The following is a 24,661-nucleotide window of genomic DNA, read 5'->3' as shown; positions in this document are numbered from 1 at the left end:
CCCTAGAAGTCGAACTTGTCGATGTTGTCCGTGGTGAACGTCGTGGGCGGCCCGAGGACGATCTCGCCGTTCTCGCCGATGGTCTTCGTGCCGAGCTTGCCCGCCTTGAAGGACTCGCCCTGCTTGCCGGTGATGACGTCCGAGGCCAGGGCTGCGGCGGCGTAGCCGCCGAGGTAGCCGACGTCCTCGGGGTTCCACAGCGCGAACTGCGCGACGGTGCCGTCCTTGACGAACTTGCGCATCTGGTTCGGCGTGCCGAGACCGGTGACCGCGACCTTGCCCTTGTACTTCGAGTCCGACACGTACCGGGCGGCCGCGGCGATGCCGACGGTCGTCGGGGAGACGATGGACTTGAGGTTCGGGTAGGCCGACAGGAGGCCCTGGGCCTGCTGGAACGACTTCTGGTCGTCGTCGTCGCCGTAGGCGACCTTGACGAGCTTGATCTTCGAGTACTCGGGCTTCTTCAGCTCGGTCTGCATGATCTTGATCCAGGCGTTCTGGTTCGGCGCGTTGGCCGTCGCGGACAGCACGGCGACCTCGCCGCCGGCGGAGCCCGCGGTCTCGAGCGCCTGCTTGGCCAGCTGCTCGCCGATGGACTGCGTCGTCGCCTGGTTGATGAAGATCTGACGACCCTCGGGCGCGGAGTCGGAGTCCTGCGTGACGACCTTGATGCCGCGCTGCTGCGCCTGCTTCAGGACCGGGACGACCGCGTTGGGGTCGTTGGCGGCCAGGACGATGGCGTCCGGCTTCTGCTGCGTGATCGAGCGCAGGAGCGAGACCTGCGACGACGCGGCGGCGTCGGTCGGACCCTGGATCTTGGCGGTGCCGCCCGTCTCCTCGATGGCCGCGACGGTGCCCTTGTCCTCGAGCTCCTCGTACGGGTTGCCCAGCTGCTTGGGCATCACGACGACGTTGAGGCCCTTCTTGATCGTGGCCGACGAGTCGGCGGCCGTGGTCTCGGCGGCGGTCGAGCCGGAGCTCGCGCTGCCGCTCTCCTCGTCGTCCTTGGTCGAGCCGCAGCCCGTGATGACGGCGGCGCCGAGCACGACTGCGAACAGCAGTGCCAGGACGCGCATGAAGCGTGAATCACGCATTCGAGTTCCCCTCTCCTCCCGGCCCGGACTGTGGTGCCGCGGATCGGCCGGGCCGAGGGGGCCGAGTTCCGCGGGAGTTGATGCGGCGCGCCTCACGGACGCGCGCTGCGAGGTTCGGCCCCAGGACGGAGCCGATGAGCAAGATGCCGAAGACGATGTTCACCCAGTACGTGCTGATGTCCGGGTCGAGGTTCAGCGCCTTCTGGATGCCGCCGAGCAGGATCAGGGCGAGCAGGACGCCGCCGATCGTGCCGGTGCCGCCGAAGATGGACACGCCGCCGAGGACGACCGCCGCGATGGCGGTGAGCTCGAAGCCCTCGCCGACGTTGCCGGCGGCGGTCGAGTTGCGGAGGGTCAGCAGGATCCCGGCCAGGGCCGCGATCACGCCGCTCAGGATGAAGAGCCGGAGCTGGATCCGGTTCACGCGCAGGCCGCTGAACCGCGCGGCCTCCCGGTTGGCGCCGATCGCGAAGATCGCGCGGCCGAACGGGGTCCGGTGCAGGACCACCGCGAAGACCGCGGCGAGCACGAGGAACAGGACGATCGTGTTGGGCACGACGGTGCCGGCGAAGTTGCCGAACGCCCAGTCGGTGTAGCCCGTCGGGAAGGAGGTGACCGACTCGTCGCCGAGGATCACGAACGCCAGGCCGCGGAAGAGCGCGAGCGTGCCGATCGTGACCGCGAGGCTCGGGAGCCCGAGGCCCGTGACGAGCCAGCCGTTGAGCAGGCCGCAGAGCGCGCCGGCCACGAGGCAGATCGGGATGATCCCCTCCATCGGCAGCCCCTGGTTCCAGAGGTAGCCCATGAGCGCCGAGCTGAGCGCCAGGACCGAGGCGACCGAGAGGTCGATCTCGCCCGTGGCGATGATCAGCGTCAGCGGGAGCGCCAGGATCGCGTACTCGGTGAAGTCGCTCGAGCCGGTCGTCAGGGACTCGCCGGTCAGGAACTCGGACGAGATGCCCGAGCCGATCAGGAAGACCAGCGCGATGAGCGCCAGGATCAGCGTCTCCCAGCGGCCGAGGATCGCCTTCAGGCGGGAGTCCTCGGACCGCGGGCTGCTCGGCGTGCGGTCGGGTGCCGGCGCCGTCGGGGCGATGGTGCTCATGCTGCGGTCCTCCGTCGGGCGGACCGCTGCCGGAGCAGTGCCTCGCTCTGCTTGGCGATCAGGCGGTCCAGCGCGATCGCGACGATGATCAGGAGACCGACGATGGCCTGCTGCCAGAAGTCGTCGATCTTCAGGACGATCAGGGCGGTCTGGATCGTCCCCAGGACGACCGCGCCCAGGGCGGCGCCCAGGACCGAGCCCGAGCCGCCGGCGATCGCGACGCCGCCGACCACCGCGGCACCGATGACGCGCAGCTCGTAGCCCTGGCCGGCGGTCGCGTCGACCGTGCCGTAGCGGGCGGCGAACATCGCGCCGCCGAGGCCGGCGAGCGCGCCGGAGATGACGAACGCCTGGGTGACGCGGCGGTCGCTCTTCAGGCCGGCGAGCTTGGCCGCCTGCCCGCCGGAGCGGCCGGACGAGCCGATCGCGTAGAGCTGGCGGCCCCACGCGTAGTCGCGGGCGACGAACCAGAAGAGCGCGATGACCAGGAGCGCGACCACGATCAGCGTCGGGATCCCGAGCAGGTCGCCCGAGCCGGCGGTGAGGAACGAGTCGGGCAGGTCCTCCGCGTTGATCTGGCGGCCGTCCGTGACGAGGAAGGCGACGCCGCGCAGCGCGTACATCGTGCCGAGCGTCACCACGAGCGCCGGGACCCGGCCCCAGGTGACGAGCACGCCGTTGAGCAGGCCGCAGGCGGCGCCGATCACCACCGCGATGACCACGCCGACGGGCCACGGGACGTCCGGGTTCTTCGTCAGGAAGTCGCCGCACACGAAGGCCGAGAGCCCGAGGATCGAGCCGACGGACAGGTCGATGTTGCGGGTGACGATGACGAGCGTCATGCCCGCCGTCATCACCGCGATGATCGCGACGTTCAGGACCGTCTGCTTGAGGCTGTCGGCGTCGAGGAAGTTCGGCTCGATGACGCCCGTGACGATCACGATGAGCGCCAGGACGACCAGCAGGCCGAGCTCGCGGGCGCGGATCAGGCGGTCGATGAAGCGGCGCCCGGCGGAGACGCGGGCCTCCTCCTCGGCGGCGATCTTCGGGGCCAGGCCGCCCGGGCCGGCGGGCGCGGGAGACGTCGTCGGGGTGCTCATGCGATCTCCTGGGTGGCCGGCGCGGACACGCGGCCGGTGGCGGCGCGGACGATGCGCTCCTCGTCGGCCTCGGCGCGCGAGAGCTCGGCGGTGACGCGGCCCTCGAACATCACGAGCACGCGGTCGGCCATGCCCAGCACCTCGGGCAGCTCGCTCGAGACCATCAGGACGGCGAGTCCCTGGCCGGCGAGCTCGTCGATGATGCGGTGGACCTCGGACTTCGTGCCGACGTCGATGCCGCGGGTGGGCTCGTCGATGATCAGCAGGCGGGGCTCGGTGCCCAGCCACTTGGCGAGGACGACCTTCTGCTGGTTGCCGCCCGAGAGCGTGCCGACGGCGTCGCCGAGGCGGCCGTACTTCAGCTGCAGCCGCTCGCCCCAGCGCTCGGCCTCGGCGCGCTCGCGCTTCGGGGACAGCAGCCCGCGGGAGCGCATGTCGCCCAGGCGGGCGAGCGTCGCGTTCTGCCCGATCGACATGTCCATGACGAGGCCCTGCTGACGACGGTCCTCGGGCACGAGCGCCATGCCGGCGGCGACCGCGGCGGTCGGCTTGCCGAGCGGCAGGTCGTTGCCGAGCATCGTCACGGTGCCCTCGGTGGCGCGGTCGACGCCGAAGATCGCCTGGACGACCTCGGAGCGGCCGGCGCCGACGAGGCCGGCCAGGGCGACGATCTCGCCGGCCCGGACCTGCAGGTCGACGTCGTAGAAGACGCCCTCCCGGGAGAGGCCCTTCACGTCGAGGACGACCTCGCCGATCTTCGGCTCGCTCTTGGGGAACAGCTGGGTGACGTCGCGGCCGACCATCCGGCGGACGAGCTCGTCCTCGGGCAGCTCGGACAGCGGGCCGTCGTGGACGACCTCGCCGTCGCGCATGACGGTGACGACGGAGGCGATCTCGTAGACCTCCTCCAGGCGGTGGCTGATGAAGAGGACGGCGGCGCCGCGCTCCTGCAGCGCCCGGACGACGCCGAACAGGCGCTCGACCTCGCGGCCCGAGAGGGCGGCGGTCGGCTCGTCCATGATCAGGACGCGCGCGTCGAAGCTCATCGCCTTGGCGATCTCGACGATCTGCTGGTCCGCGATCGACAGGCCCTGGACGGGGCGGTCGGGGTCGAGGTCGACCCCGAGGCGGTCGAGCAGCCCCTGGACGGTCTTCTTCATCGCCGGGCGGTCGACGCGCCCGAACGAGCGCTTCGGGTGGCGGCCCATGACGACGTTCTCCGCGACGGAGAGGTCGGGGAAGAGCGTCGGCTCCTGCAGGATCACCGCGACGCCGGCGTCGCGGGAGTCGGCGGTGGAGTGGAAGACGACGGGCTCGCCGTCGACGAGGACCGTGCCGCTGTTGGGGCGGTCGACGCCGGTGAGGATCTTCACGAGCGTCGACTTGCCGGCGCCGTTCTCGCCCATCAGCGCGCGGACCTCGCCGGCGCGCAGGGCGAGCGACGCGTTCTGCAGCGCGCGGACGGCGCCGAAGGAGCGGCTCGCGTCGTCGAGGGCGACGAGCGGGGTCGTGGTGGACGGGGTGCTCATGCGGTCGCCTCCTCGGGCGTGGGTGCTTCGCCCGCGTCGAGCTGGCGCACGGCCACGCCGGGGACGTCGATGGCGGAGATGAGGTCCGAGCCGGCGGGCAGCCCGGCGACGAGGACGTCGCTGCAGGTCGAGACCGGCCCGATGACGGACAGGCCGCGCCGGTCGAGCTTGCCGCCGTCGACGAGCAGCGTGGCCGTCGTGGCCTGGCTGATCATGGTGCGCTTGACCTCGGCCTCGAGCGGGTCGGCGTCCGTCAGCGTGCCGTCGGGGGCGATGCCCTTGACCGACAGGAACGCGCGGTCGGTCCAGTGGCGCTTGATCGCCTCGACCGCGAGCGGGCCGACGAACGAGCGGGAGATGCGGCGCAGCTGGCCGCCGGCGACGATCAGCTCGATCGTCTCGCGGGCGTTCGACGAGAGCAGGTCGATGATCGGCAGCGAGTTCGTGACGACCGTGACGGCGCGGTCGTCGCGGATCAGGACCTCGGTGAGGTGGTACGCCGTGGTCGACGAGTCGAGGAACAGCGCCTCGCCGTCCTCCACCGTCTCGGCGGCCGCGACGGCCAGGGCGCGCTTGGCGGCGGTCGCCGTGGCCATGCGGGCGGAGAACGAGTCCTCGTGGGAGGAGGAGCTCGGCAGGACGGCGCCGCCGTGCGTGCGGCGGGCGTGCCCCTGACGCTCGAGCTCGGCCAGATCGCGACGGGCGGTCATCGGCGAGACCGCGAAGCGGGACTCGATCTCGGCCACGGTGATGGCGCGCTGGGCCTGCAGGACCTCGAGGATCGCCTCGCGGCGCCCCTCGGCGAGGCGCGGTCGATCGTCCGGTGCTTTGCGGTTGTTCTTCCCCACGAGGTGGCTTCTCTCTCCTACAAGTGCACGGGTTCGCGCAGAAACGATCAGAACAGAAACGGAAGTCTGTGTCAAGACGCACATTGGCTCCTTGCCCGCGAACCTCCGCATCGCCAGTGTTGGACGGTGGATTCGGGGAAACCTCCCCCCGTTCGGAGGGTGGCCGGAGGGCTGTACGCATGGTCGACGTTCGCCCCCTTCCGCACAAGGGACACCGCGAACGACCACGTTCGGGAGGGGTCGCGGGCCGGGGGCGGGAGGCGCGGGCGCCGCGTGCCGGGCGGCCGGCCGGCCGACGCCGCGAGGCGAGGCGCGGGGCCGGCCGACGTGCGGAACCCGTCAATCCGGGCTCGGCCCACCGCCCCATTGGCGGATGACGCACGCTCTACGTGCGTGACCTGCCAACGGACGGGCCCGGCCCGGCCGATTGGCGGAATTCGCACGCCGACCGCCGACGCAACGCCCCTGGAAACGACGGTCGCGGGCCCGCCGCGCGCTGCGCCACCCACCGGACCCGGTCGCGATCACGACGCCACCGGCGACCGGACCACGACCACTCCGCCGCGATCGCCCTCCCGACGGGCCGGGGATCGGTGCACCGCCGACCGTTCAGCCGGGCCCCACCACGATCACCACGAGGGTCCGCGGGCCGTGGACGCCCTCGACGCGCTGCAGCTCGATGTCGCTCGTGGCCGAGGGGCCGGAGACGAACGTCAGCGGCGGGGTGCCCGGGCCCGGCGGACCGTGGTCGGCGGGCGACATCGCCGCGAAGGCGTCGTCCACGTCGTCGACGATCTGCTCGGTGCGGACGACGCAGACGTGCCGGTCCGGCACCAGGGTCAGCCGCCGCGGGCCCTGGTCGTCGGCGTGGTCCAGGACGATCGTGCCGGTCTCCGCGATCGCCAGACGGCACGCGGTGACGACCGCCGAGACTGCGGGCAGCTCCGCGGTCCGCAGCACCGACCCGTCGAGCGCGTCGTCCGGTCTCCACGCGGCGGGCAGCCCGGCCGGCGCCGCGACGGTGCCGGGGTCCAGATCGGCCAGCGCGGCGGCGACCGCGGCCCCCACGCCGTCCGGCCCCGTCCGCACGACGGTCGCCCGGTAGTCGTCGACCCGCTCGGCGAAGCGGTCCGCGAGCTCGTCGGCGTCCCACGCGTCGGGCCGGGTCCGCCGCCCGGGAGCGGGCACGGGCCGCGGTCCGTCCGGCCCCGCGCCGCGCTCGGCCGTCTGCAGCGCCGCCCGGACCTTCGCCAGCACCTGGTCGCGGCCGCTCACGCGTCGTCCCCCGCGGTCCGGGTCGGGTCGGTCGGCGCCCCGCCGGGCCGTCCGACCACGCCGGGCCCGCCGACCACCCCGGGCCGGCCGCCCGGTGGATGCACGACGACCTCCAGCGGCACCGACCCGGCGGCGCCCGCCCCGCCGACCGCTGCCGGCCGCTCGACAGGTGACGCGCCACCGACCGACGGCGCCCCACCCGTGGCCTCGCGCTCCCGCCACCACGAGCGGAAGGACGGCTCGGGCGGGGGCAGGTCGCGCGAGGCGGTCCAGCCCTTCAGGCCCGGCAGGCGGCCGGGGCGGCCGTTGCCGTGCTGCAGCAGGGACAGGCCCAGCCGGCCGGCGCGCTGGGCGGCCTCGTACGCGGGGCGGCTGTCCATCACCCGGGCGACGCTGCGCATCGCGAGACGCTCGACGCCGGCGTGGTGGCCCTTGCCGGAGGCGTCGGTCTCCGCCGTGACGCGCCCGCGCAGGTGGACGAGGATCTTCGGGATGTCGATCTTGACCGGGCACACCTCGTAGCACGCGCCGCACAGGCTGGAGGCCCACGGCAGGGTCGGCGCGGTGTCGAGGCCCTGCAGCTGCGGGGTCAGGATCGCGCCGATCGGGCCGGGGTAGATCGACTCGTACGCCTGCCCGCCCGTGCGCTCGTAGACGGGGCAGACGTTCAGGCACGCCGAGCAGCGGATGCACCGCAGCGCGTCGCGCCCGACGGGGTCGGCCAGCGCGTTGGTGCGCCCCGCGTCGACGAGGACGAGGTGGAACTCCTCGGGCCCGTCGCCCGGCGTCACGCCGGTCCACAGCGAGGTGTACGGGTTCATCCGCTCGCCGGTCGAGGACCGCGGGAGCAGGCGCAGGATCGTGCCGAGGTCCTCCCAGGTCTCCAGCACCTTCTCGATGCCCATCACGGTGATCAGCGTCCGCGGCAGGGTCAGGCACATGCGCCCGTTGCCCTCCGACTCGACGACGGCGACCGTGCCCGTCGCGGCGACCGCGGCGTTGGCCCCGGAGATCGCGACCGGCACGCGGAGGAACGTCTCGCGCAGATGGCGTCGCGCGGCCTCGGCCAGGGCGGCGGGATCGTCGGACACGTCCCCCGCTCCGGGCAGGTGCTCGCGGAAGATGTCGCGGATCTCGCGCCGGTTGCGGTGGATGGCGGGGACGAGGATGTGGCTCTGTCGGTCGCCGCCGAGCTGCACGATGAGCTCGGCCAGGTCGGTCTCGTGCGCCTCGATGCCGGCATCGGCCAGGGCGGGGTTCAGCTCGAGCTCGTCCGTCAGGAGCGACTTGACCTTGATGACCTCGTCGCTGCCGGTGGCGGCGACGAGGTCGACGACGATCCGCTGCGCCGCCGCCTTGTCGGGCGCCCAGTGCACGACGCCACCGGCGGCCTGCACGTTGGCCTCGAGCTCGACCAGTCGCTCGTCGAGCGCGCGCAGCGCCCGGTCGCGTGCCGCGGCGCCCTCGTCGCGCAGGTCCTCCCAGTCGTCGACCTCGGCCACCACGCCCCCGCGCTTGGCCCGGATCGCGGTCGTGGCGTGCCCGAGGTTGGCCCGCAGCTGCTCGTCCTGCAGCGTGACCTTCGCGGCCTTCGGGAAGTCCTGGGGCACCTCGGGCCAGCGGGCGCTCATCGGGTCACCGCCGGTCGGGGCGTGGGCCGGTGCCCCGGCGTGGCCGTCGGGCGGGACGCGGCGCGGACGGGCAAGCGGGCGCTCATCGGGTCACCTCGAGCGTCGGGGCCGACCGGCGGGCGTCGTCATCGCGGACGCCCGCGAGGATCTCGGCGTAGTGCAGCGGGCGGACCGTCGAGTGGCGGTGCTGCAGGCCGCCGCCCATGTGCATCAGGCACGACGAGTCCGCGGCGCTGAGGACTTCGGCGCCCGTCGACGTCACGGCGGCCAGCTTGTCGTCCATCATCGCCGTCGAGACGTCCGCGTTGGTGACCGCGAACGTGCCGCCGAAGCCGCAGCAGGTGGCGGCATCCGGCAGGTCGCGCAGGTCGATGCCGGGGACGTGGCGCAACAGCCGCTGGGGCCGGTCGGCGATGCCGAGCAGCCGCAGCCCGTGACAGGTCGGGTGGTAGGTGACGGTGTGCGGGAACGCGGGCGCCCCGACGTCCTCGACGCCCAGGTCCTCGACGAGGTAGGTCGACAGGTCGCGGGTGCGGGCGGCGAGGTCGCGTGCCTCGCGCAGCAGGCCGGCGTCCCCCGTCCGTTCCGCCAGGTGCGGGTAGTGCGCGACGACCTGGGCGGCGCAGGAGGGCGAGGGCGACACGACGACCTCCGCGTCGGCGAACGCCGCGATCGTGCGGCGCATCAGCCGGGTCGCGTCGGCGGGGTGCCCGGCGTTCTGGTGCATCTGGCCGCAGCAGGTCTGCTCCATCGGCACGTCGACCGCGACCCCGACCCGCTCGAGCACCGCCACGCTCGCCCGTCCGACGTCGGGGAACAGGGTGTCCACCAGGCAGGTGATCAGCAGCGATGCCCTCGTCCCCATCCGAGCGAGGGTAGCCCGTCACGATCGTTCGCGGGGCTTTTTGTGCGTTTGCGCTCGAATGACCGTCGAGCGGGCGGGACCGCACGGCCGGCCACCGCGAGGCGCCCCGCGCCGTGGTGCTCGGGGCGGCCGACCGACTGCGCCCTCAGCGCGAGCCGGCGCCCGCCCGCGGCGCCGGGCGCGGCGGGAGGACGACGTGCTCGAGCATGCCCTCGCTGCGGGCCTGCGCGAGCAACTCCGGCGAGGCCTGGCCCGGCCACATGCCGTAGCGGCTGTAGAAGGCGCGGACCTCGGCCTCCTTGTCGCGCTCGACGTCCCCCGCGAAGCCGACCCGCTGGATGTAGTTGACGACGACGATCGCCGCCCCGCCGCCGAAGAGCACCGCGATGACCTCGAGGCCCGTCTCGTCCGGGCTCAGCGCGTAGACCACGAAGCAGGCGACGAGGATGACGCCGGGGAACCAGTACCGGTTGAGCTTCTCGAGGGAGAACATGGGTAGCGCGGGCTCCTGACGGTCAGGGGCAGGGTGCCCCGTACCGTCCCATCTTCCCACCCGCGCGGGCTCGGTCCTGGGTGGAGAACCCGACAGCCGTCCTCCGGTCCCGTCGGCTCGCCGCACCGGGGATCGACCAGGCGGGTCGTCCCCCGGCGCGGGGCCCGCCCGCACGCACGGCGCGGCCGACCGCCGGGCAGCCTCGCCGCTGCGTGCGATGCTCGCCGCGTGCCCTCCGCCGCGATCCGCGCCCAGCTCCAGGACCGCCTCGGGGACCTGCTCGAGCGCCACGCCCGGGCGGGGCACGAGGGGGTCGAGAAGCTCTACGACGAGCACCGCGGGATGTACCCGCCCGAGGAGGCGGGCGACGAGCTCGACCGCCTGGCGATCGCGATCACGACCGTCGACGGGGAGACGTTCGCGGTCGGCGACCACGACGTGCCCTTCGCGCTGCAGTCGATGAGCAAGGTGTTCTCGTACGCGCTCGCGCTCGCGAGCCACGACTCGGAGGAGCTGGCGGAGACCGTGGGGGTCGAGCCCAGCGGCGACGCGTTCAACTCGATCACGTTCGACGAGCGCCACCACCGGCCGTTCAACCCGATGGTCAACGCGGGCGCGCTGGCGACCACCAGCCTCGCCCGGGGCGACACGTTCCAGGAGCGGCTGGACGCCATCCTCGGCGTCATGCGCGCCTGCGCGGGCGACGACGGGCTGCACGCGGACGACGAGACCGCCGCGGCCGAGCTGCGCGGCGCCGACCACAACCGCGCCACGGCGTACCTGATGCGCGCCGAGGGGATGATCGAGGGCGACGTCGAGGAGCTGCTCGAGCTCTACCTGCACCAGTGCTCGGTGCACGTCACCTGCTCGACCCTGTCGACGATGGCCGCGACCCTCGCCAACGGCTGCGTGCACCCCACGACCGGCGACCGGGCGGTCCCGAAGGACCGCGTCCGCGACCTGCTGAGCGTCATGTACACGTGCGGCATGTACGACAGCACCGGGGAGTGGGCCTACGACGTGGGCCTGCCCGCGAAGAGCGGCGTCAGCGGCGGGATCCTCGTCGTCGTCCCCGGGAAGATGGGCATCGGCGTCTGGTCCCCCGGCCTCGACGCCTACGGCAACAGCGCCCGCGGCGTGGCGATCTGCGAGGAGATCTCGAAGAAGCTGGGGCTGCACCTCTTCGCCACCGAGGACGAGGACCGCCTGACGGTCGAGGAGGCGACGGGCTAGGCCGCCCGCCGCCTCGCCGGACGCCCAGAAGACCGGGGCGACGGGCCGCAGACCGTCGCGACCGCCGGCCGTCCCTACGCCGCGGCCCGGGCGGGTCGGCCCCCCGGCTCCCCCGCCGGCCGCCGCAGCAGCCGCGGGGTGGACAGCACGATCGCGCCGCCGACGAGGACCGCGAAGCCGGTCAGCGTGGTCCGGGCGCTCAGCTCCTGCAGGGCGATCCCGGCACCGACCGCGGGGACCGACAGGCCCAGGTAGCCGGCGAGGAACAGGCCGGCCAGCGCCTCGGCGCGGGTCTCCGGCGGCGCCAGGTCGACGACGGTGGCGACCGTCCCCTTGAAGACCGCGCCCGCACCGGCACCGCTGATCGCGCCGCCGAGCAGGAAGACCGCCAGGCTCGGCGTCGGCAGCCAGACCGCCAGGACGGTGAGCGCGAGCCCGGCGAGCATGAGCGCCGTGCCGGCCGCGAGCACCCGGTGGGCCGACCAGCTCATCGTCCCGACCTGCGAGACGACGCCGCCGCCGAACATGAGGAACAGGGTCAGGCCGGCGAGCGCGTGGGACGTGTGGCCGAGCGTGCCGACGAGGAAGACGGAGACCAGGCCGGTGAAGAGGCCGAGCACGCCGAACGCCAGGAACGCGCCGGTCGCCGCGGCCGCGAACGCCCCGCGCGACTCGGGCGGCACCGACACCCGCTGGGGGCGGTAGTCGGGCATCGGGTCGGGGCGCTCCCGGGTCTCCGGCGCCAGGGCGACGACGCCGATCGCCACGACGAGGACGACGACGAAGAGCACGTAGGGCAGGCCGAGCGGGCTGCCCGACCACTGCGCCAGCGCACCCGAGACCAGGGGTCCGACCCCGAGGCCGCCGAGGTTGACCGCCGTGGCCACGAGCTGCGAGCGCCGCGGGCCGGCGTCGGGGCGGCTCACCGCGTGCAGCTCGGCGAGGTACGCGGTCGCCGTCGCCGCGACCACGCCGACGGACACGCCGTTCAGGATGCGGGCGAGGAACAGACCCGGCAGGTCCCGCCAGACCAGGAACACGATCGCGCTGAGGACCGAGAAGCCGAGCGCCGGCAGCAGGACCCGCCGGCGGCCGTGCCAGTCCGAGAGGTGCCCGGCGAGCAGCAGGCTGCCGACGACGCCGACCGCGTAGCCGGCGTAGATCAGCGTGATGACGAACGACGAGAAGCCGTCGCGCTCCTGGTAGATGCCGTAGAGCGGGCTCGGCACGGTCGAGAACGCCATGACGACGAGGAACGCGAAGGCGACGGACCAGAAGCCGAGGCCGTGGCGGCGGCGATGACGATGACCTGCCGCGGGGTCGAGGGGCGTGGACATGCATCGAGGATGCGCCTCTCGGCCATCGCACGCAACGCCGGTACGCGCTCTCGGTCATATCCAGATGCGATTACGATCGGGATCGTGGACCTCCGGCATCTCACGGTCTTCGTCGCGGTCGCCGAGGAGGAGGGGTTCTCCCGCGCGGCCGACCGGCTGCGGGTCGCGCAGTCCGCGGTCTCGGCGACGGTCCGCAACCTCGAGCGGGAGTGGGGCGTCGTGCTCTTCCACCGCACGACGCACCGGGTCGCGCTGAGCGCCGAGGGCCGGGCGCTGCTGCCGGAGGCGCGCGCCGCGCTGGCCGCCGCCGCCCGGGTGGGCGACGCCGTCGGCGAGGTCCGTGGCGGGCTGCGGGGGACGTTGCGCCTGGGGATCGTGCAGGCCGGGGCCATGCCCCGCGGCGTCTCGGCCGCGGCCGTCCTGGCCGCCTTCCGGGAGGAGCACCCCGGCGTGACGTTCGACCTGCGCCAGGGCGGGAGCGAGCTGCAGGCCGAGGCTGTGCGGTCCGGGGAGCTGGACCTCGCGTTCGTCGGCCTCCCCGACGTCGAGCTCCCGGGGCTCACGACCACCGTCCTGGCGCGCGACACGATGGTGCTGGCGTGCCACCGGGACCACCGCCTCGCAGGACGGTCCGCCGTCGAGCTCGACGAGCTGGGGGACGAGCCCTTCGTCGAGCTGCCGTCGACCTGGGGCGTCCGGATCGCGAACGACCGGGCGTTCGCGGCGGCCGGCGTCACCCGGACGGTCGCGCACGAGATCAACGACCTCGGCACGGCGGTCGACTTCGTCCGCCACGGGCTGGCCCTGGCCGTGGTGCCGCCGCTCTTCGTCGCCGACCCGGCGATCGTCACCGTCCCGATCGGCCGGCACGCGCCGGGCTTCGTCGTGTCGCTCGTCCTGCCCGCGGGACGACCGCCGGGAGCCGCCGCCCGCGCGTTCGCCGCGACGGCGGCGCGGGTCACCCGGCCCGGGGCTACGAGATCGTCATCCCGCCGTCGACCACGACGGTCGCGCCCGTGATGTAGCCCGACCCCGCGCCCGCGAGGAAGACGACGGTGGCCGCCAGCTCCTCCGGCCGTCCGCCGCGACCGATCAGCGTCCGGCCGATCGCCTGCTCGAGGTAGCCGTCCTGGTACTGCTCGGTCATCTCGGACGGGAAGAACCCGGGGCAGATCGCGTTGACCCGGATGTCCTTGCGGCCCGACCACTGCTGGGCCAGGTCGCGCGTCAGCCCCAGCAGGCCCGCCTTGCTCGCCGCGTAGGCGGCCTGCGGCAGGCCGGCGGTCGTGAGGCCCAGGACGCTCGAGATGTTGACGACGCTGCCGCCCCCGGTGGCGGCGCGGGCGAACTCCTGGGCCATCCAGTAGCACCCGTTGAGGTTCAGGTCGATGACGCTGCGGAACTGGTCCGGCGTCTCCTTCAGCGCCGGCACGGCCGTCCCGATGCCCGCGTTGTTGACCAGCACGTCGACCCGCCCGAACTCCTCGATCGCCGCGGCGATCAGCGCCTTGCAGGCCTCGGGGTCGGTGACGTCGGTCGGCACCGCGAGCGCGCGGCGGCCGGTCGCCTCGACCAGCCTGGCGGTCTCCTGCAGCGCCTCGGCGCGGCGGGCGGCGATGACGACGTCGGCGCCGGCCTCCGCCAGCCCGATGGCGCACGCCACGCCGAGGCCCGAGGACGCGCCGGTGACGACGGCGACCTTGCCGTCGAGTGCAAAGAGGTCGGTGATGCTCACGCCGCCCAGCCTATGTCGCCGGGCGACCGTGGTGCCACCGCGGTCGCCGCACCCGGCGGCGGGTGTCGCGAGCCCCTCCGGCGCCGGCGCCGTGCCCTCAGCGCATCGTGGCGAACGCCGCCCGGACCTCGTCCACGAAGACCGCGGGCTGCTCCATCGCCGCGAAGTGCCCGCCGCGCTCCACGCGGGAGTAGTGGCGCAGGTCGCGGTAGCGGGTGCGGGCCCAGCGCTCGGACACGGCGAAGATGTCCTCCGGGAACAGCGTGTAGCCGACGGGGATCTCGACCGGCTCGGGCTTCGGGCCACGGCGGCCGAAGCTCTCCCAGTAGAGCCGGGCGGACGACGCGCCCGTGTTCGTCAGCCAGTAGAGGCTGATGGCGTCGAGCAGCGCGTCGCGGGACACCGCGTTCTCGGGGTGGCCGTCGCAGTCGGTCCAGGTGCGGAACTTCTCGAGGATCCAGGCGCACTGGCCGACGGGCGAGTCGGCCAGGGCGTAGCCGACGGTCTGCGGCTTGGTCGACTGCTCCTGGGCGTAGCCGTTCTCCTGGGTGGCGTAGTGCTCGAGCTTGGCCAGCTGCCCGCGCTCCTCCTCCGTCGGCTCGCCGAGGGCCAGCAGGGCCTTCGGGCTGCACGCCGGCAGGTTCAGGTGGATGCCCTCCACGCGGTCGGCGTGCGCGGTCGCCAGCCGGTGGGTGACCCCCGAACCCCAGTCCCCGCCCTGCGCGAGGAACCGGTCGTACCCCAGCGCCTCCACGATCGCGACCCACGCGGAGGCGATCCGCTCCAGGCCCCACCCCGCGCCCGTCGGCCTGCCGGAGAACCCGTAGCCGGGGAGGGACGGGAGCACCACGTGGAACGCGTCGGCCGCGTCGCCGCCGTGCGCGACGGGGTCCGACAGCGGTCCCACGACGTCGAGGAACTCGAGGACCGATCCCGGCCAGCCGTGGGTCAGGACGAGCGGTCGTGCGCCGGGCTCGGGGGACGGGACGTGGACGACGTGGAGGTCGAGCCCGTCGACGGTGGCCAGGTGCTGCTCGTGGGCGTTCAGCCGCGCCTCGACGGCCCGCCAGTCGTAGGCGTCGGCCCAGGTCGCGCAGACCTCCTGCAGGTACGCGAGCGGCACGCCCTGGGACCAGTCCTCGACCGTCTCGCGCTCGGGCCAGCGGGTGTCCCGCAGACGGCGGCGCAGGTCCTCGAGGTCCGCGTCGGGGACGGCGACGGTGAAGGGACGGAGCAGGGCGGGGGACACCCGGGGGACGCTAGCGACGCACGCGACGGCGGTGGACGGGCCGCAGGTCCCTCGCGGGCCGCAGGTCCCTCGCGGGGCGCCGGCACCGGGGACGGCCCACGGCGGGCGGAGGACGGACCGGTCCCCGGACCGTGGACGGACGTCGTGTGCGCCGCAACCGTCGGAGGGGCTGCTTCGTACCCTGTTGCAGTGCCTCGCCCTTGGTCCAAGCAACCCGTGGAGAGCCTCGACGCGGACCAGCTCGCGGCCCTCGCCCGCCGCCGTGAGCAGATCGTGGCCGCCGCCGAGCGCCTGATGGGCGGCCGCGGGCCGGCCGTGACGATGGCCGAGGTCGCGGCCGAGGCCGGCCTGGGCATGTCGAGCGTCTACCGGACGTTCGCGTCGAAGAACGAGCTGCTCGACGACCTCGCGGGTCGGCGGGCGGAGCGGTGGGTCGGCATCTGGAACGAGGCGCTGGAGTCCGCGGACGCGCGCGCCGCCCTCGTCCAGGCGATGTGGACCTTCGGCGAGCTCGAGGCGATCGACCCGCTCGCCGACGTCGTCCGCGACTACGTGCTGGCGCACCGCGACACCTTCCGCCCGGTCATGGAGGCCGGCGAGGCCGTCGTCCGACGCGCCCACGACGCCGGCCTCCCGGCCGACGTCGACCACGAGGACGTGATCCGCGCGATCCAGGTCCTCTCGGCCCTCCCCCGCAGCCCCGACGGCGCGTGGCGACGCGTGCTGGCGATCTACATCGACGGCATGTTCGGCGAGCGCTCCGAGCCGCTGCCGGACGCCGTGGGCGAGCGGACCGAGCCGCAGCCCGAGCACGCCGGCTAGCGCGCCGCGACCTCAGGCCACGTGGCGCTCGGCGGCGCCCGGCAGGCGCACGACCACCGCGGGCGCCTGCGGCGACGTCTCCACGTTCGACCCGCCCTCGTCCCACGAGAACGGGCGGTGGCGCTCCCGCTCGTCCGCCGCCGTCCAGCCCGCCGCCGCGTCGGCGGTGACCGAGGCGACCGCGGCGTCGGCGGCACGCCGGAAGGCGGCCGTGACGCCGTCGGGGGTGGCGCCGACGAACGTGATCGCCGCGGGGTCGCCCGGTGCGATGCGCACGGACGCCGCCCCGCACCGCCACGTCAGGCGCGCCTCGAGCAGCTCCAGCGCCCGGGCGCCGAGGGCCGACAGCTCCGCCGGGACCCCGATCGCCGGCCGTCCCTCCACCGCATCGGGGCGAACGCCCGCCCACCGGATCGCCGGCGCCGCGTAGCTCATCGCCCGCCTCGCCCGGAGTCGCCGGGGAGTCCGGCCGGGCGCCGTGGGGCACCCTGCCGGAAGAGGGGTCGGGTGCACATGGGAGCACGACGGTAGGAGCACCCCCGACGCCCCGCAACGGCGGTGGCCGAACGGCGGACGCCGCGGGCCAACGAACGTTGAGCCCGTACGCGGGCCCGGCCGGCGGTCGCCCCGCCCCGTGCGTGGCGGCCGGTGCGGGGAGGCGACGGTCAGCCCAGGACGACGTGGTCCGCCAAGGCGTCACGGACGTCGTCGGGCCAGGGCTGCTTCGCGTGGGTCGCACCGTCGACGCAGACGTGGCGGACCCAGGTCTCCGCGAGGACCGTGTCGCCCCGACGCATGGTGTGCCGCGAGGTCATCGAGCTCGTGGTCAGCGGCTCGAGGACGACCTCGATCGCGACGTCGTCGTCGAACCGCGCCCCGGCACGGAACCGCGCCCCGACCTCGGCGACCAGGATCTCGAGGCCCCGGTCCGCGAATTCCGCGTAGGGCCCGACGGCGGCGCGCCACAGCTCGGTGTGGGCGATGTCCATCCACGTCACGTAGTGCGCGTTGAAGACGTGGCCCTGCATGTCGCACTCGACGTAGCGGACCCGCAGCTCGTGGACGAACCCCATCGCGCCGCGGCCCGCCCCGCCCCTACTTCGTCTTCCGCAGCGAGGTCGCGGCGCTCGTGACCTCGGACTGGGTGACCGGGTCGACGTAGACGTAGCGGTAGCGGGCCTTCGACGACTGGGGAACCTTGAGCTGGAAGACGCCGTTGACGTCGGTCTTCACCGTCTTGTAGTCGCGGAACGACGAGCCGCTCGCGCGCTGCAGCCGGACGCTCGTGGCCGTGTCGCCCGGGCGGACCTGGCCCCAGACGTACGCGGCCTTGCCGGTGCGCCAGCCGAAGATCGGGTTGGAGAACACCGCGGCGAGCGGCTTGGCCTTGCCGTCGAAGGTGTAGAGCCCGGACTGCCAGCGGTTGAACGCCTTGTCGCCCTCGCCGAGCGGCTCGTCGAACCACTCGTACTGGGTGAGCGTCTCGACGCGCGGGTTGCGGGCGGCCAGCGACCAGCCCCACTGCAGGTAGGTGGCGGCCTGGCTCGGGCTGAACTTCTGCTCCTTGTCCGGCGGGTTGGTCTGGTAGCCGTACTCGTCGAGCCACAGCGGCAGCTTCGACGCGCCGGCGACCTTCATCCGCTTGCTGGACGTGAGGCGATCGATGACCTTGATCAGACGCGGCAGGTCGGCCATGCGGGCGTTGCCGGAGTACTTGTCGGCCTGGCCGGGCGTGAGCGTCGTGGAGTGCGGGTGGTACGCCAGCGCCTCGCTCTGGACGGGCTTGAAGTCCTTGCAGGCACCGGTGCGGATCCGCTTGTACTTCGAGGTGACGCAGGACATCGTGCGCAGGAAGTTCAGCGGCTGCGTCGTGGCGTTGACCCGGATCGCGAACCGGTCGCCGAAGGAGGAGGTGCCGCCGACCGCGACGCGGGCGGTCTTGTCGGCCGCGTGGATGGCCGCGTAGCCGGCACGCGCCAGGTCGCGGTAGAGGTGCGGGGCGGTCGACTCGCACGAGGCGGCGCCGATCTTCTTGCCGGTGCAGACGTACTGCGGCTGCAGCCACGTCTTGACGTTCGGCTCGTTCCAGACGATGTAGCGGTCCACGCGTGCGCCGACGTGCGAGGCGATCGCCGTGCTGAAGTCCGCGAACTGCGCCGGGTCCGGCCGCCAGGCGCCGTTGCGGCGCGCGGCCTCGAGCGAGCCCCAGACCGGCCCGGGACCGGTGACGACGAGCGTCACGTTCAGCCCGTGCTTGACGACGGCGTCGATCTTCTGGTCCAGGACCGTCAGGTCGTAGGACGCGGGGTTCTTCGGGTCGAAGCCGGCGGGCGCCTTCGTCTTCGCCGCGTCCGGGGCGAACTTGTCCCACTGGGCGAAGATCCGGACGTCGTCGACGCCCGAGGCCTTCCACTTGGCGACGGTCGCGTCGATGCCGCCCGGCGTCCGGCCGGTCAGCACGTTCTCGTCGGCGATCCCGACCTCGAGGTCGTTGGCCGCCGACGCGGCGGTCGGGGCGGCGAACGCGAGGGCCAGGGCCACGAGGGCGAGGAGGGCCGTGCGCAGGAGGCGAGGGGTCATCGAGAGGGTCTCCGGGGGCGTCCCGCGGCGGCGTGCCCGGGGCGGGCGCGCGGCGGACGCGGCGAGGTCTGTACATGGGAACCCGCGAAGGGGCCCGATGTTGCGGACGAGCCCCGTACGGTACGGGATCCGCACCGCCGGGCGGCCCCGCGGGAGCGGCCGTGCATGGCGCGCCGGCGCTCGCCCGCGACCCCGGCGGGCCGAGGTCCCGGGTCAGCCCAGGGCACCCGCGAGCCGGGCGATGGCCGCGTGCGCGTCGTCGTCGAGCTCGTCCAGCAGGTGCCGGCGGACCGCGGCGGCGTGGACCGGCCGGGCCCGGCCCAGCAGCGTGCGGCCCTCCTCGGTCAGGTGGATCAGGACGCCGCCGGGGACGACCTCCCGCTCGACGAGCTCGCGGCGCTCCATGCGGCTGAGGTGGTTGGACGCGCGGCTCTGGGTCCAGCCCGTCTCGTCGCACAGGCGCTGCTGGCGGACCGGGCCCTCGGCGTCCGCGACGATCGTCAGCACGCCGAAGTCGGCGTTCGACAGGCCGGTGGCGGTGCGCACCTCGCGACGGACCCGCTCGAGGACGGCGTCGCTGGCGTGCTTCCACGCGGTCCAGCGCTCGAGCTCGAGCGGGGTCAGGGGATCGTCGGTGGTGGGTTCTGGTCGGGACATGCGACGGGAGTGCCGGGGCGCCGGCGGTGGTCCGCGGGTCGGGCCCGCGCCGACCGACGACACGAACGCTAGCGATGTACGCGCGCTTTCGCGATTACCTATCCGGAATACAGTGAATCCATTACCCCGGTCGCCGGGCGTGCCCGCCCGACCGGGGCCAGGCCCCGGCGGCCCCTAGGCTGTCCCCATGACCCGCGCGCTGCTCCTGATCGACATCCAGCAGGACTACTTCCCCGGCGGGGCGTTCCCGCTCGTGGGGCCCGAGCCCGCCGCCGAGGCCGCTGCGCGCCTGCTGGCCGCGTTCCGTGACGCCGACGAGCCGGTGGTCCACGTCCGCCACGCCGGCGAGCCGGGCTCCGGCTTCCTCGTCAAGGACACCCCTGGTGCCGAGTTCCACCCCTCCGTCGCGCCCACCGAGGGCGAGGAGGTCGTCGTGAAGGGCTCGCCGAACGCGTTCCTCGACACCGACCTGGACGCCCGCCTCCGTCACGACGGGGTGCGCGACCTCGTGATCGCGGGGATGATGACCAGCATGTGCGTCGACGCCACGGCGCGGACGGCCTCCGACCTGGGCTACCGCGTGACGGTCGTCGCCGACGCCTGCGCGTGCCCTGACCTCGAGCACGACGGCCGCAAGGTCCCCGCCGCCGACGTCCAGACGGCGTTCCTCGCCGCGCTGGGCAGCGCCTACGGCGACGTCGCGCCGGCGGACCAGGTGCTCGCGGGCTGACCCGCGGGACCGCGGGCCGCGACGTCAGGCCCCCGCCGCCCCCTGCTCCGGCGTCCACCGCGGCAGGCCCAGGCGCTCGCGCAGCGTCCCGGGCTCGCGCTCCGTGCGCAGCGAGCCGCGCTCCTGCAGCAGCGGGACGACCCGGTCGGCGAACTCGTCCAGGCCGCCCGGGGTCAGGTGCGGGACGAGGATGAAGCCGTCGCACGCGTCCGCCTGCACCTGCGCGTCGATCTCGTCCGCCACGGTCTGCGGCGATCCGACGAACGAGTGCCGTGCACGGGTCTCGACCATGACGTCGCGCAGGCTCAGGCCGTCCTTCGCCGCGAGCGCGCGGAGCTGCTCCACGGTCTCGTGCCGCTTGCCGGAGAACGCCCGGGCGGGGATGCTGCCCGGCGCGATCGTGATCTCGCCCTCGACCGGGTCGACGTCGGGCAGCGGGCCGTCGGGGTCGTAGGCGGAGAGGTCGCGGTTCCAGAGCTGCTCGGCGAAGACGATCGCCGTCGGCCCCGAGACCTGCTGACGGCGGACGTGGGCGGCCTGCTCGCGGGCGTCCTCGTCCGTGTCGCCCAGGACGTACGTCGCGCCCGGGAGGATCAGCAGGTCCTCGGGCCGCCGCCCGTACCTCGCCAGTCGCCCCTTCACGTCGGTGACGAACGCCTGGCCCTCGGGGATCGTGCCGGCGCGGGTGAAGACGGCGTCGGCCTGCGCGGCGGCGAACTCGCGGCCGGCGTCGGAGTCGCCGGCCTGCAGGATCACCGGGCGGCCCTGCGGCGGGGTGTCGAGGTCCCACTCGCCGCGCAGCGTCACCTGCCTGCCCGTCGTGTCGAACGGTCCCGGCCCCTGCGCCCAGAGCCGGTCGGCCAGGGCCAGCAGCTCCTGCGCCCGGTCGTACCGGCCGTCGTACGGGAGGTACGCGCCACGGCGGAAGTTCGCGCCGGAGACCGCGTCGGTCGACGTGACGAGGTTCCACGCCGCGCGGCCGTCCGAGAGGTGGTCGAGGGTCGCCAGCTGCCGGGCGACCTCGAGGGGCTCGTGGTAGGTCGTGGTCAGCGTCGCCGCCAGGCCGATGTGCTCCGTCACCGCGGACAGCGCGGCCAGGATCGTCATCGCGTCGGGACGTCCGACGACGTCGAGGTCGTGCAGGTGCCCGGCGTGCTCGCGCAGGCTGAGGCCCTCGGCGAGGAAGAACAGGTCGAACATCGCCCGCTCCGCCGTCCGGGCGAGGTGCGCGAACGAGGCCAGATCCATGTGGCTGCCGGCGGCGGGGTCGCCCCAGACGGTCGTGTTGTTGACGCCGGGGAAGTGCGCGGCCAGCCGGACCTGCTTGCGCGGCGTGCTCATGCGGGGACCTCGAAGCGGTTGGTGGCGGCGGGTAGGCCGAGCCGGTCGCGCAGGGACGGCGGGGCGGCGACGGGCGGGTGCTCCCCCGTGGGGTCCGGAGCGGGTCCCGGCTCCGCGAGCGGCCGGACGCCCGCGGCGGCGAGCGCGGGCAGCAGCACCGCGAGCGTCCCCTCCAGGTCGTCCGCACGCAGGACCACGCCCTGCACGCCGGCCGCGTGCTCGTCGGCCAGCCGGGCGGCGAGGCCGTCGAGGTCCGCCGGGTCGACGTCGACCTCGAGGAGACGGACGGGACCGGCGAAGGTGCCCGGGCCGCCGGCGGGGGCGGCGGCGTCATCCGGGTCGCGCCCGGTGGCGGCCTCCCCGTCGCGGCGGTCGGTCGCCTCGCCGCCGCCCCGGGCGAGGTGGGGGTCCGTCGTCAACAGCGCATCGCCGTGGGCCCGGGCCAGCTCGAAGGTCGCCTCGTCGGTCACGCGGACGAGCACCGGCGGATGGCCCTGCGGCGGGCGCGGGGTGATCGACGGGCCGCGCACCGCGAGGTGCCGGCCCTCGAAGTCGACGTGGTGGACCTTGTCGCGGTCGAGGAACCGGTCGGTCGCGGTGTCGCGGATCACGGCGCCCTCCTCCCAGGAGTCCCACAGCGCGCGGACCGCCTCGAGGTGCTCGGCCGCGTCACCGGGAACGTCGCCCGGGACCTCCCACGTGACGGTGCCGCGCACGTCGTCCGCCGCGTCGACCTCGAGCACCCAGCCGGCCCGACCCCGGGCGACGACGTCGACGGTCGCCAGCGCGGTCGACACGTGGAACGGCTCCGTGGTCGTCGCCGACGTGACCGGCACGATGCCGATGCTCGCGGTCTGCGCCGCCAGCCGGGCGGCGACGAGCAGCGGGTCGAGCGGTTCGGCCTCGAGGACGACGAGGTCGAGCCCGGCGCGCTCCGCGACGAGCGCGCGGGCCGTCAGGGCGGCGTGGTCGGGGGTCGCGCGGCGGTCGGCGAGCGACGCGGCGAGGAGGAGCGGGCGGGTCGGCATGGCGGCGATCGGGGCGAGGGGGTCTGAGCGGGGCGGTGGCGAAGGGCGCGGCGGGCGGGCCGGCGGGCCGCCCGGTGGGTGGCCCGGTGTCCGGATCGGCGCGGCCGGCACGGCGGCGGACGGGATCCCCGTTGAGGACGGGGAGCACGTCCGGCTGGTCTACCGTGACCGTAGGGAATGTCGATCCGGTTTCCGTCCCCACCGGGTGATGCGCACCGCGTCGCGTCCCGGATGCGGGTGGGCGGGGATCCCTCGCGACGACCGACCGGAAGACCGAACCAGCCATGCTCCTCTCGATCCTCGACCAGGCCCCGACCCGTACCGGCGGTGCCCCCGGCCACGCGTTCCAGGACGCCCTGACGCTGGCCCGTGCGGCCGACGAGCTGGGCTACCACCGCTTCTGGGTCGCCGAGCACCACGCGATCGGCAGCGTCGCGATCTCGGCCCCCGAGGTCCTGATCGGCGTCCTCGCCCACGTCACCGAGCGCGTCCGCATCGGCTCCGGGGCGATGCTCCTCCCCAACCACCGGCCGATCCACGTCGTCGAGCAGTTCCGCTCGCTCGAGGCCCTGGCCCCCGGGCGCATCGACCTGGGCATCGGCCGGTCCGAGGGCGCGATCGACGAGGCGATCGTCCGCGCGTTCGGCCGGCCCACGGACAACGCCCACGGCGCCGGCTACGAGGACCAGCTGGACGAGCTGCTCGCGTTCGGCGAGGTGCAGCCGTGGCCGGAGGGCCACCCGCTCGCGACCGCGCGCGCCGCCCCGACGGACGTGCCGCTGCCGCCCGTGTTCCTCCTCGGCTCGTCCGCCGGCTCGGCGGCCACCGCCGCCCGGCGCGGCCTCGGCTACGGTTTCGCGGCGCACACCAACACGCAGGGCGCCGCCGAGGCGGTGCAGGCCTACCGCCGCGACTTCGTCCCCGCGAGGCCCGGCGACCGGCCGCACGCCATCCTCGCCCTGAAGATCACCGTCGGCGAGGACGACGAGCACGCCCGCGCGCTGGCCGCCCCGTCGCACCTGTCGATGGTCCGGGCGCGCCTGGGCGACCGCTCGCCGATGGTCTCCGTCGAGGACGCGCTCGCGCACCGCTGGACCGACGAGGAGCGCGCGGCCGAGGCCGAGTTCGTGGACACCCGGGCCGACGTCGTCGGCGGCGTCGACGCGGTGCGCGCGGGCATCGAGGCCGCGGTCGAGGCCTCCGGCGCCGACGAGGTCATCGCGATCACGAACACCCCGGACCCCGAGGAGCGCCGCGCCTCGTTCCGCCGGCTGTCCGAGGCCTTCGCGCTCGCGGCGGCCTGAGCGGCGGGTCGGCTGACCGAAGGGTCGGCTCACAGGCGGGCCGGCTCACAGGCGGGCCGGCTCACAGACGGACCCGCTGCCGGGTGGGCGAACGGACGAGCAGCCGGCCGACGCGCGGTCGGGCGGGCGTACGATCCGCCCGGTCCCGTCCTCGTCCCAGGAGCCCACCGTTGTTCGCCCGACCGCTGACCGAGAACGCCGAACTGCGACCGCTCGAGGCGTGGCACGCGGAGGAGTTCGCCGCGCACCTCGACCGGGCCCGCGAGCACATCCGGCCGTGGGTCGGCCCGAGCTTCGTCACCAGCACCGTCGACGGGGCCCGCGCGACGCTGGTCCGCTACGCCGCGGCCACCGCGCAGGACGGGGCGCGGCTCTACGGGATCTGGGCGGACGGCCTGCTCGTCGGGGGCGTCATGTTCGTGACCTTCGACGCGGGGGGCGGCTCGTGCGAGATCGGCTGCTGGCTCGAGCCGGCGGCCGAGGGCCGCGGGCTGGTCACGGCCGCCTGCCGCGTGCTCGTCGACTGGGCGCTGCAGGACCGCGGGCTCGTCCGCGTCGAGTGGCGCTGCCGTGCGGACAACGACCGCAGCTCGGCCGTCGCCGAGCGCCTGGGCATGACGCTGGAGGGCGTCCTGCGCCGGGCCTGGCTCAACGGCGGCAGGCACCACGACAAGCAGGTCTGGGCGATCACGACGCCGGGGTGAC

24 protein-coding genes are annotated in these 24,661 nt (G+C 74.3%); 6 read left to right on the top strand and 18 right to left on the bottom strand.

Annotated features, from left to right (window positions below):
- Positions 1 to 2 precede the first annotated feature (2 nt).
- From rhaS to Q7T67_RS03480, 9 genes are all read right to left on the bottom strand, one after another.
- Complete coding sequence (rhaS, locus tag Q7T67_RS03520) at positions 3 to 1,094, bottom strand: rhamnose ABC transporter substrate-binding protein (protein WP_304786047.1); 1,092 nt, start codon at positions 1,092 to 1,094, stop codon at positions 3 to 5.
- The gene (locus Q7T67_RS03515; protein WP_304786045.1) at positions 1,087 to 2,199 is read right to left on the bottom strand and encodes an ABC transporter permease; all 1,113 of its coding nucleotides are present in this window, start codon (positions 2,197 to 2,199) and stop codon (positions 1,087 to 1,089) included. The genes rhaS and Q7T67_RS03515 overlap by 8 nt, the downstream gene beginning before the upstream one ends.
- Positions 2,196 to 3,299 (bottom strand): ABC transporter permease, encoded by a 1,104-nt coding sequence (locus Q7T67_RS03510; protein ID WP_304786043.1) that lies wholly within the window; start codon positions 3,297 to 3,299, stop codon positions 2,196 to 2,198. Before Q7T67_RS03510 ends, Q7T67_RS03515 begins: the two co-directional genes overlap by 4 nt.
- Positions 3,296 to 4,828 carry a sugar ABC transporter ATP-binding protein gene (locus Q7T67_RS03505; protein WP_304786041.1) on the bottom strand — a complete coding sequence of 511 codons (1,533 nt, stop codon included), beginning with the start codon at positions 4,826 to 4,828 and terminating at the stop codon, positions 3,296 to 3,298. The genes Q7T67_RS03510 and Q7T67_RS03505 overlap by 4 nt, the downstream gene beginning before the upstream one ends.
- The gene (locus tag Q7T67_RS03500; RefSeq protein ID WP_304786039.1) at positions 4,825 to 5,676 is read right to left on the bottom strand and encodes a DeoR/GlpR family DNA-binding transcription regulator; all 852 of its coding nucleotides are present in this window, start codon (positions 5,674 to 5,676) and stop codon (positions 4,825 to 4,827) included. Before Q7T67_RS03500 ends, Q7T67_RS03505 begins: the two co-directional genes overlap by 4 nt.
- Positions 5,677 to 6,285: 609 nt before the next feature.
- A complete protein-coding gene (locus Q7T67_RS03495) occupies positions 6,286 to 6,951 on the bottom strand; it encodes an LUD domain-containing protein (RefSeq protein ID WP_304786037.1) in 666 nt (221 codons plus the stop codon).
- Positions 6,948 to 8,582 (bottom strand): lactate utilization protein B, encoded by a 1,635-nt coding sequence (locus tag Q7T67_RS03490; protein WP_304786035.1) that lies wholly within the window; start codon positions 8,580 to 8,582, stop codon positions 6,948 to 6,950. The genes Q7T67_RS03495 and Q7T67_RS03490 overlap by 4 nt, the downstream gene beginning before the upstream one ends.
- An 82-nt stretch (positions 8,583 to 8,664) precedes the next feature.
- Positions 8,665 to 9,447, bottom strand: a complete 783-nt coding sequence (locus tag Q7T67_RS03485; RefSeq protein ID WP_304786033.1) for a (Fe-S)-binding protein — start codon at positions 9,445 to 9,447, stop codon at positions 8,665 to 8,667.
- A gap of 145 nt (positions 9,448 to 9,592) precedes the next feature.
- Positions 9,593 to 9,940 (bottom strand): hypothetical protein, encoded by a 348-nt coding sequence (locus Q7T67_RS03480; RefSeq protein ID WP_304786031.1) that lies wholly within the window; start codon positions 9,938 to 9,940, stop codon positions 9,593 to 9,595.
- Positions 9,941 to 10,168: 228 nt separating this feature from the next.
- Here Q7T67_RS03480 and glsA point away from each other — a divergent pair, with 228 nt between their 5' ends.
- Positions 10,169 to 11,173, top strand: a complete 1,005-nt coding sequence (glsA, locus tag Q7T67_RS03475; protein ID WP_304786029.1) for a glutaminase A — start codon at positions 10,169 to 10,171, stop codon at positions 11,171 to 11,173.
- Between the two features lie 74 nt (positions 11,174 to 11,247).
- On the opposite strand, the gene Q7T67_RS03470 is transcribed toward glsA, so the two are convergent.
- The gene (locus Q7T67_RS03470) at positions 11,248 to 12,510 is read right to left on the bottom strand and encodes an MFS transporter (RefSeq protein ID WP_304786027.1); all 1,263 of its coding nucleotides are present in this window, start codon (positions 12,508 to 12,510) and stop codon (positions 11,248 to 11,250) included.
- A gap of 84 nt (positions 12,511 to 12,594) precedes the next feature.
- Here Q7T67_RS03470 and Q7T67_RS03465 point away from each other — a divergent pair, with 84 nt between their 5' ends.
- Positions 12,595 to 13,530 carry a LysR family transcriptional regulator gene (locus Q7T67_RS03465; protein ID WP_304786025.1) on the top strand — a complete coding sequence of 312 codons (936 nt, stop codon included), beginning with the start codon at positions 12,595 to 12,597 and terminating at the stop codon, positions 13,528 to 13,530.
- Here Q7T67_RS03465 and Q7T67_RS03460 read toward each other — a convergent pair.
- Both Q7T67_RS03460 and Q7T67_RS03455 read right to left on the bottom strand, forming a co-directional pair.
- On the bottom strand, positions 13,484 to 14,245 hold the full coding sequence (locus Q7T67_RS03460; RefSeq protein WP_304786023.1) for an SDR family NAD(P)-dependent oxidoreductase: 762 nt from the start codon (positions 14,243 to 14,245) through the stop codon (positions 13,484 to 13,486). The two genes, Q7T67_RS03465 and Q7T67_RS03460, sit on opposite strands and share 47 nt — an antisense overlap.
- 97 nt (positions 14,246 to 14,342) lie before the next feature.
- The gene (locus tag Q7T67_RS03455; RefSeq protein ID WP_370695353.1) at positions 14,343 to 15,707 is read right to left on the bottom strand and encodes an epoxide hydrolase family protein; all 1,365 of its coding nucleotides are present in this window, start codon (positions 15,705 to 15,707) and stop codon (positions 14,343 to 14,345) included.
- Here Q7T67_RS03455 and Q7T67_RS03450 point away from each other — a divergent pair.
- Positions 15,684 to 16,316, top strand: coding sequence for a TetR/AcrR family transcriptional regulator (locus tag Q7T67_RS03450; RefSeq protein ID WP_304786019.1), 633 nt, complete (start codon positions 15,684 to 15,686; stop codon positions 16,314 to 16,316). The two genes, Q7T67_RS03455 and Q7T67_RS03450, sit on opposite strands and share 24 nt — an antisense overlap.
- A gap of 12 nt (positions 16,317 to 16,328) precedes the next feature.
- Here the strand turns inward: Q7T67_RS03450 and Q7T67_RS03445 are convergent, their stop codons facing one another.
- The 4 genes from Q7T67_RS03445 to Q7T67_RS03430 form a co-directional block, all read right to left on the bottom strand.
- Positions 16,329 to 16,751, bottom strand: coding sequence for a hypothetical protein (locus Q7T67_RS03445; protein WP_304786016.1), 423 nt, complete (start codon positions 16,749 to 16,751; stop codon positions 16,329 to 16,331).
- Positions 16,752 to 16,981: 230 nt separating this feature from the next.
- Entirely contained in the window at positions 16,982 to 17,389 is a 408-nt protein-coding gene (locus Q7T67_RS03440) for a thioesterase family protein (protein WP_304786014.1), read from the bottom strand.
- 22 nt (positions 17,390 to 17,411) lie between these two features.
- Positions 17,412 to 18,896 carry a hypothetical protein gene (locus tag Q7T67_RS03435; RefSeq protein ID WP_304786012.1) on the bottom strand — a complete coding sequence of 495 codons (1,485 nt, stop codon included), beginning with the start codon at positions 18,894 to 18,896 and terminating at the stop codon, positions 17,412 to 17,414.
- 213 nt (positions 18,897 to 19,109) lie between these two features.
- A complete protein-coding gene (locus Q7T67_RS03430; protein ID WP_304786011.1) occupies positions 19,110 to 19,553 on the bottom strand; it encodes a MarR family winged helix-turn-helix transcriptional regulator in 444 nt (147 codons plus the stop codon).
- A 187-nt stretch (positions 19,554 to 19,740) separates the two neighbouring features.
- On the opposite strand from Q7T67_RS03430, the gene Q7T67_RS03425 reads away from it, so the two are divergent.
- The gene (locus Q7T67_RS03425) at positions 19,741 to 20,283 is read left to right on the top strand and encodes a cysteine hydrolase family protein (RefSeq protein ID WP_304786010.1); all 543 of its coding nucleotides are present in this window, start codon (positions 19,741 to 19,743) and stop codon (positions 20,281 to 20,283) included.
- A gap of 24 nt (positions 20,284 to 20,307) precedes the next feature.
- Here the strand turns inward: Q7T67_RS03425 and Q7T67_RS03420 are convergent, their stop codons facing one another.
- Both Q7T67_RS03420 and Q7T67_RS03415 read right to left on the bottom strand, forming a co-directional pair.
- On the bottom strand, positions 20,308 to 21,624 hold the full coding sequence (locus tag Q7T67_RS03420; protein ID WP_304786009.1) for an LLM class flavin-dependent oxidoreductase: 1,317 nt from the start codon (positions 21,622 to 21,624) through the stop codon (positions 20,308 to 20,310).
- The gene (locus Q7T67_RS03415) at positions 21,621 to 22,652 is read right to left on the bottom strand and encodes an LLM class flavin-dependent oxidoreductase (protein ID WP_304786008.1); all 1,032 of its coding nucleotides are present in this window, start codon (positions 22,650 to 22,652) and stop codon (positions 21,621 to 21,623) included. Before Q7T67_RS03415 ends, Q7T67_RS03420 begins: the two co-directional genes overlap by 4 nt.
- Positions 22,653 to 22,936: 284 nt before the next feature.
- On the opposite strand from Q7T67_RS03415, the gene Q7T67_RS03410 reads away from it, so the two are divergent.
- Both Q7T67_RS03410 and Q7T67_RS03405 read left to right on the top strand, forming a co-directional pair.
- Complete coding sequence (locus Q7T67_RS03410) at positions 22,937 to 23,956, top strand: MsnO8 family LLM class oxidoreductase (protein WP_304786006.1); 1,020 nt, start codon at positions 22,937 to 22,939, stop codon at positions 23,954 to 23,956.
- A 170-nt stretch (positions 23,957 to 24,126) separates the two neighbouring features.
- Positions 24,127 to 24,660, top strand: a complete 534-nt coding sequence (locus tag Q7T67_RS03405) for a GNAT family N-acetyltransferase (protein ID WP_304786004.1) — start codon at positions 24,127 to 24,129, stop codon at positions 24,658 to 24,660.
- The last annotated feature ends 1 nt before the right edge of the window (position 24,661 follow it).

This window comes from Patulibacter sp. (genome assembly GCF_030655195.1).
Classification (GTDB): domain Bacteria; phylum Actinomycetota; class Thermoleophilia; order Solirubrobacterales; family Solirubrobacteraceae; genus Patulibacter.
Note: the sequence above shows the minus strand (reverse complement) of the source record. Positions and strands in the feature narration are given on the sequence as shown.

Coding starts and splice junctions, on each gene's coding strand:
- rhaS (WP_304786047.1), bottom strand. CDS start 1,094: ATGCGTGATTCACGCTTCATGCGCGTCCTGGCACTGCTGTTCGCAGTC.
- Q7T67_RS03515 (WP_304786045.1), bottom strand. CDS start 2,199: ATGAGCACCATCGCCCCGACGGCGCCGGCACCCGACCGCACGCCGAGC.
- Q7T67_RS03510 (WP_304786043.1), bottom strand. CDS start 3,299: ATGAGCACCCCGACGACGTCTCCCGCGCCCGCCGGCCCGGGCGGCCTG.
- Q7T67_RS03505 (WP_304786041.1), bottom strand. CDS start 4,828: ATGAGCACCCCGTCCACCACGACCCCGCTCGTCGCCCTCGACGACGCG.
- Q7T67_RS03490 (WP_304786035.1), bottom strand. CDS start 8,582: ATGAGCGCCCGCTGGCCCGAGGTGCCCCAGGACTTCCCGAAGGCCGCG.
- Q7T67_RS03485 (WP_304786033.1), bottom strand. CDS start 9,447: ATGGGGACGAGGGCATCGCTGCTGATCACCTGCCTGGTGGACACCCTG.
- Q7T67_RS03480 (WP_304786031.1), bottom strand. CDS start 9,940: ATGTTCTCCCTCGAGAAGCTCAACCGGTACTGGTTCCCCGGCGTCATC.
- Q7T67_RS03470 (WP_304786027.1), bottom strand. CDS start 12,510: ATGTCCACGCCCCTCGACCCCGCGGCAGGTCATCGTCATCGCCGCCGC.
- Q7T67_RS03445 (WP_304786016.1), bottom strand. CDS start 16,751: ATGAGCTACGCGGCGCCGGCGATCCGGTGGGCGGGCGTTCGCCCCGAT.
- Q7T67_RS03440 (WP_304786014.1), bottom strand. CDS start 17,389: ATGGGGTTCGTCCACGAGCTGCGGGTCCGCTACGTCGAGTGCGACATG.
- Q7T67_RS03435 (WP_304786012.1), bottom strand. CDS start 18,896: ATGACCCCTCGCCTCCTGCGCACGGCCCTCCTCGCCCTCGTGGCCCTG.
- Q7T67_RS03430 (WP_304786011.1), bottom strand. CDS start 19,553: ATGTCCCGACCAGAACCCACCACCGACGATCCCCTGACCCCGCTCGAG.
- Q7T67_RS03425 (WP_304786010.1), top strand. CDS start 19,741: ATGACCCGCGCGCTGCTCCTGATCGACATCCAGCAGGACTACTTCCCC.
- Q7T67_RS03420 (WP_304786009.1), bottom strand. CDS start 21,624: ATGAGCACGCCGCGCAAGCAGGTCCGGCTGGCCGCGCACTTCCCCGGC.
- Q7T67_RS03415 (WP_304786008.1), bottom strand. CDS start 22,652: ATGCCGACCCGCCCGCTCCTCCTCGCCGCGTCGCTCGCCGACCGCCGC.
- Q7T67_RS03410 (WP_304786006.1), top strand. CDS start 22,937: ATGCTCCTCTCGATCCTCGACCAGGCCCCGACCCGTACCGGCGGTGCC.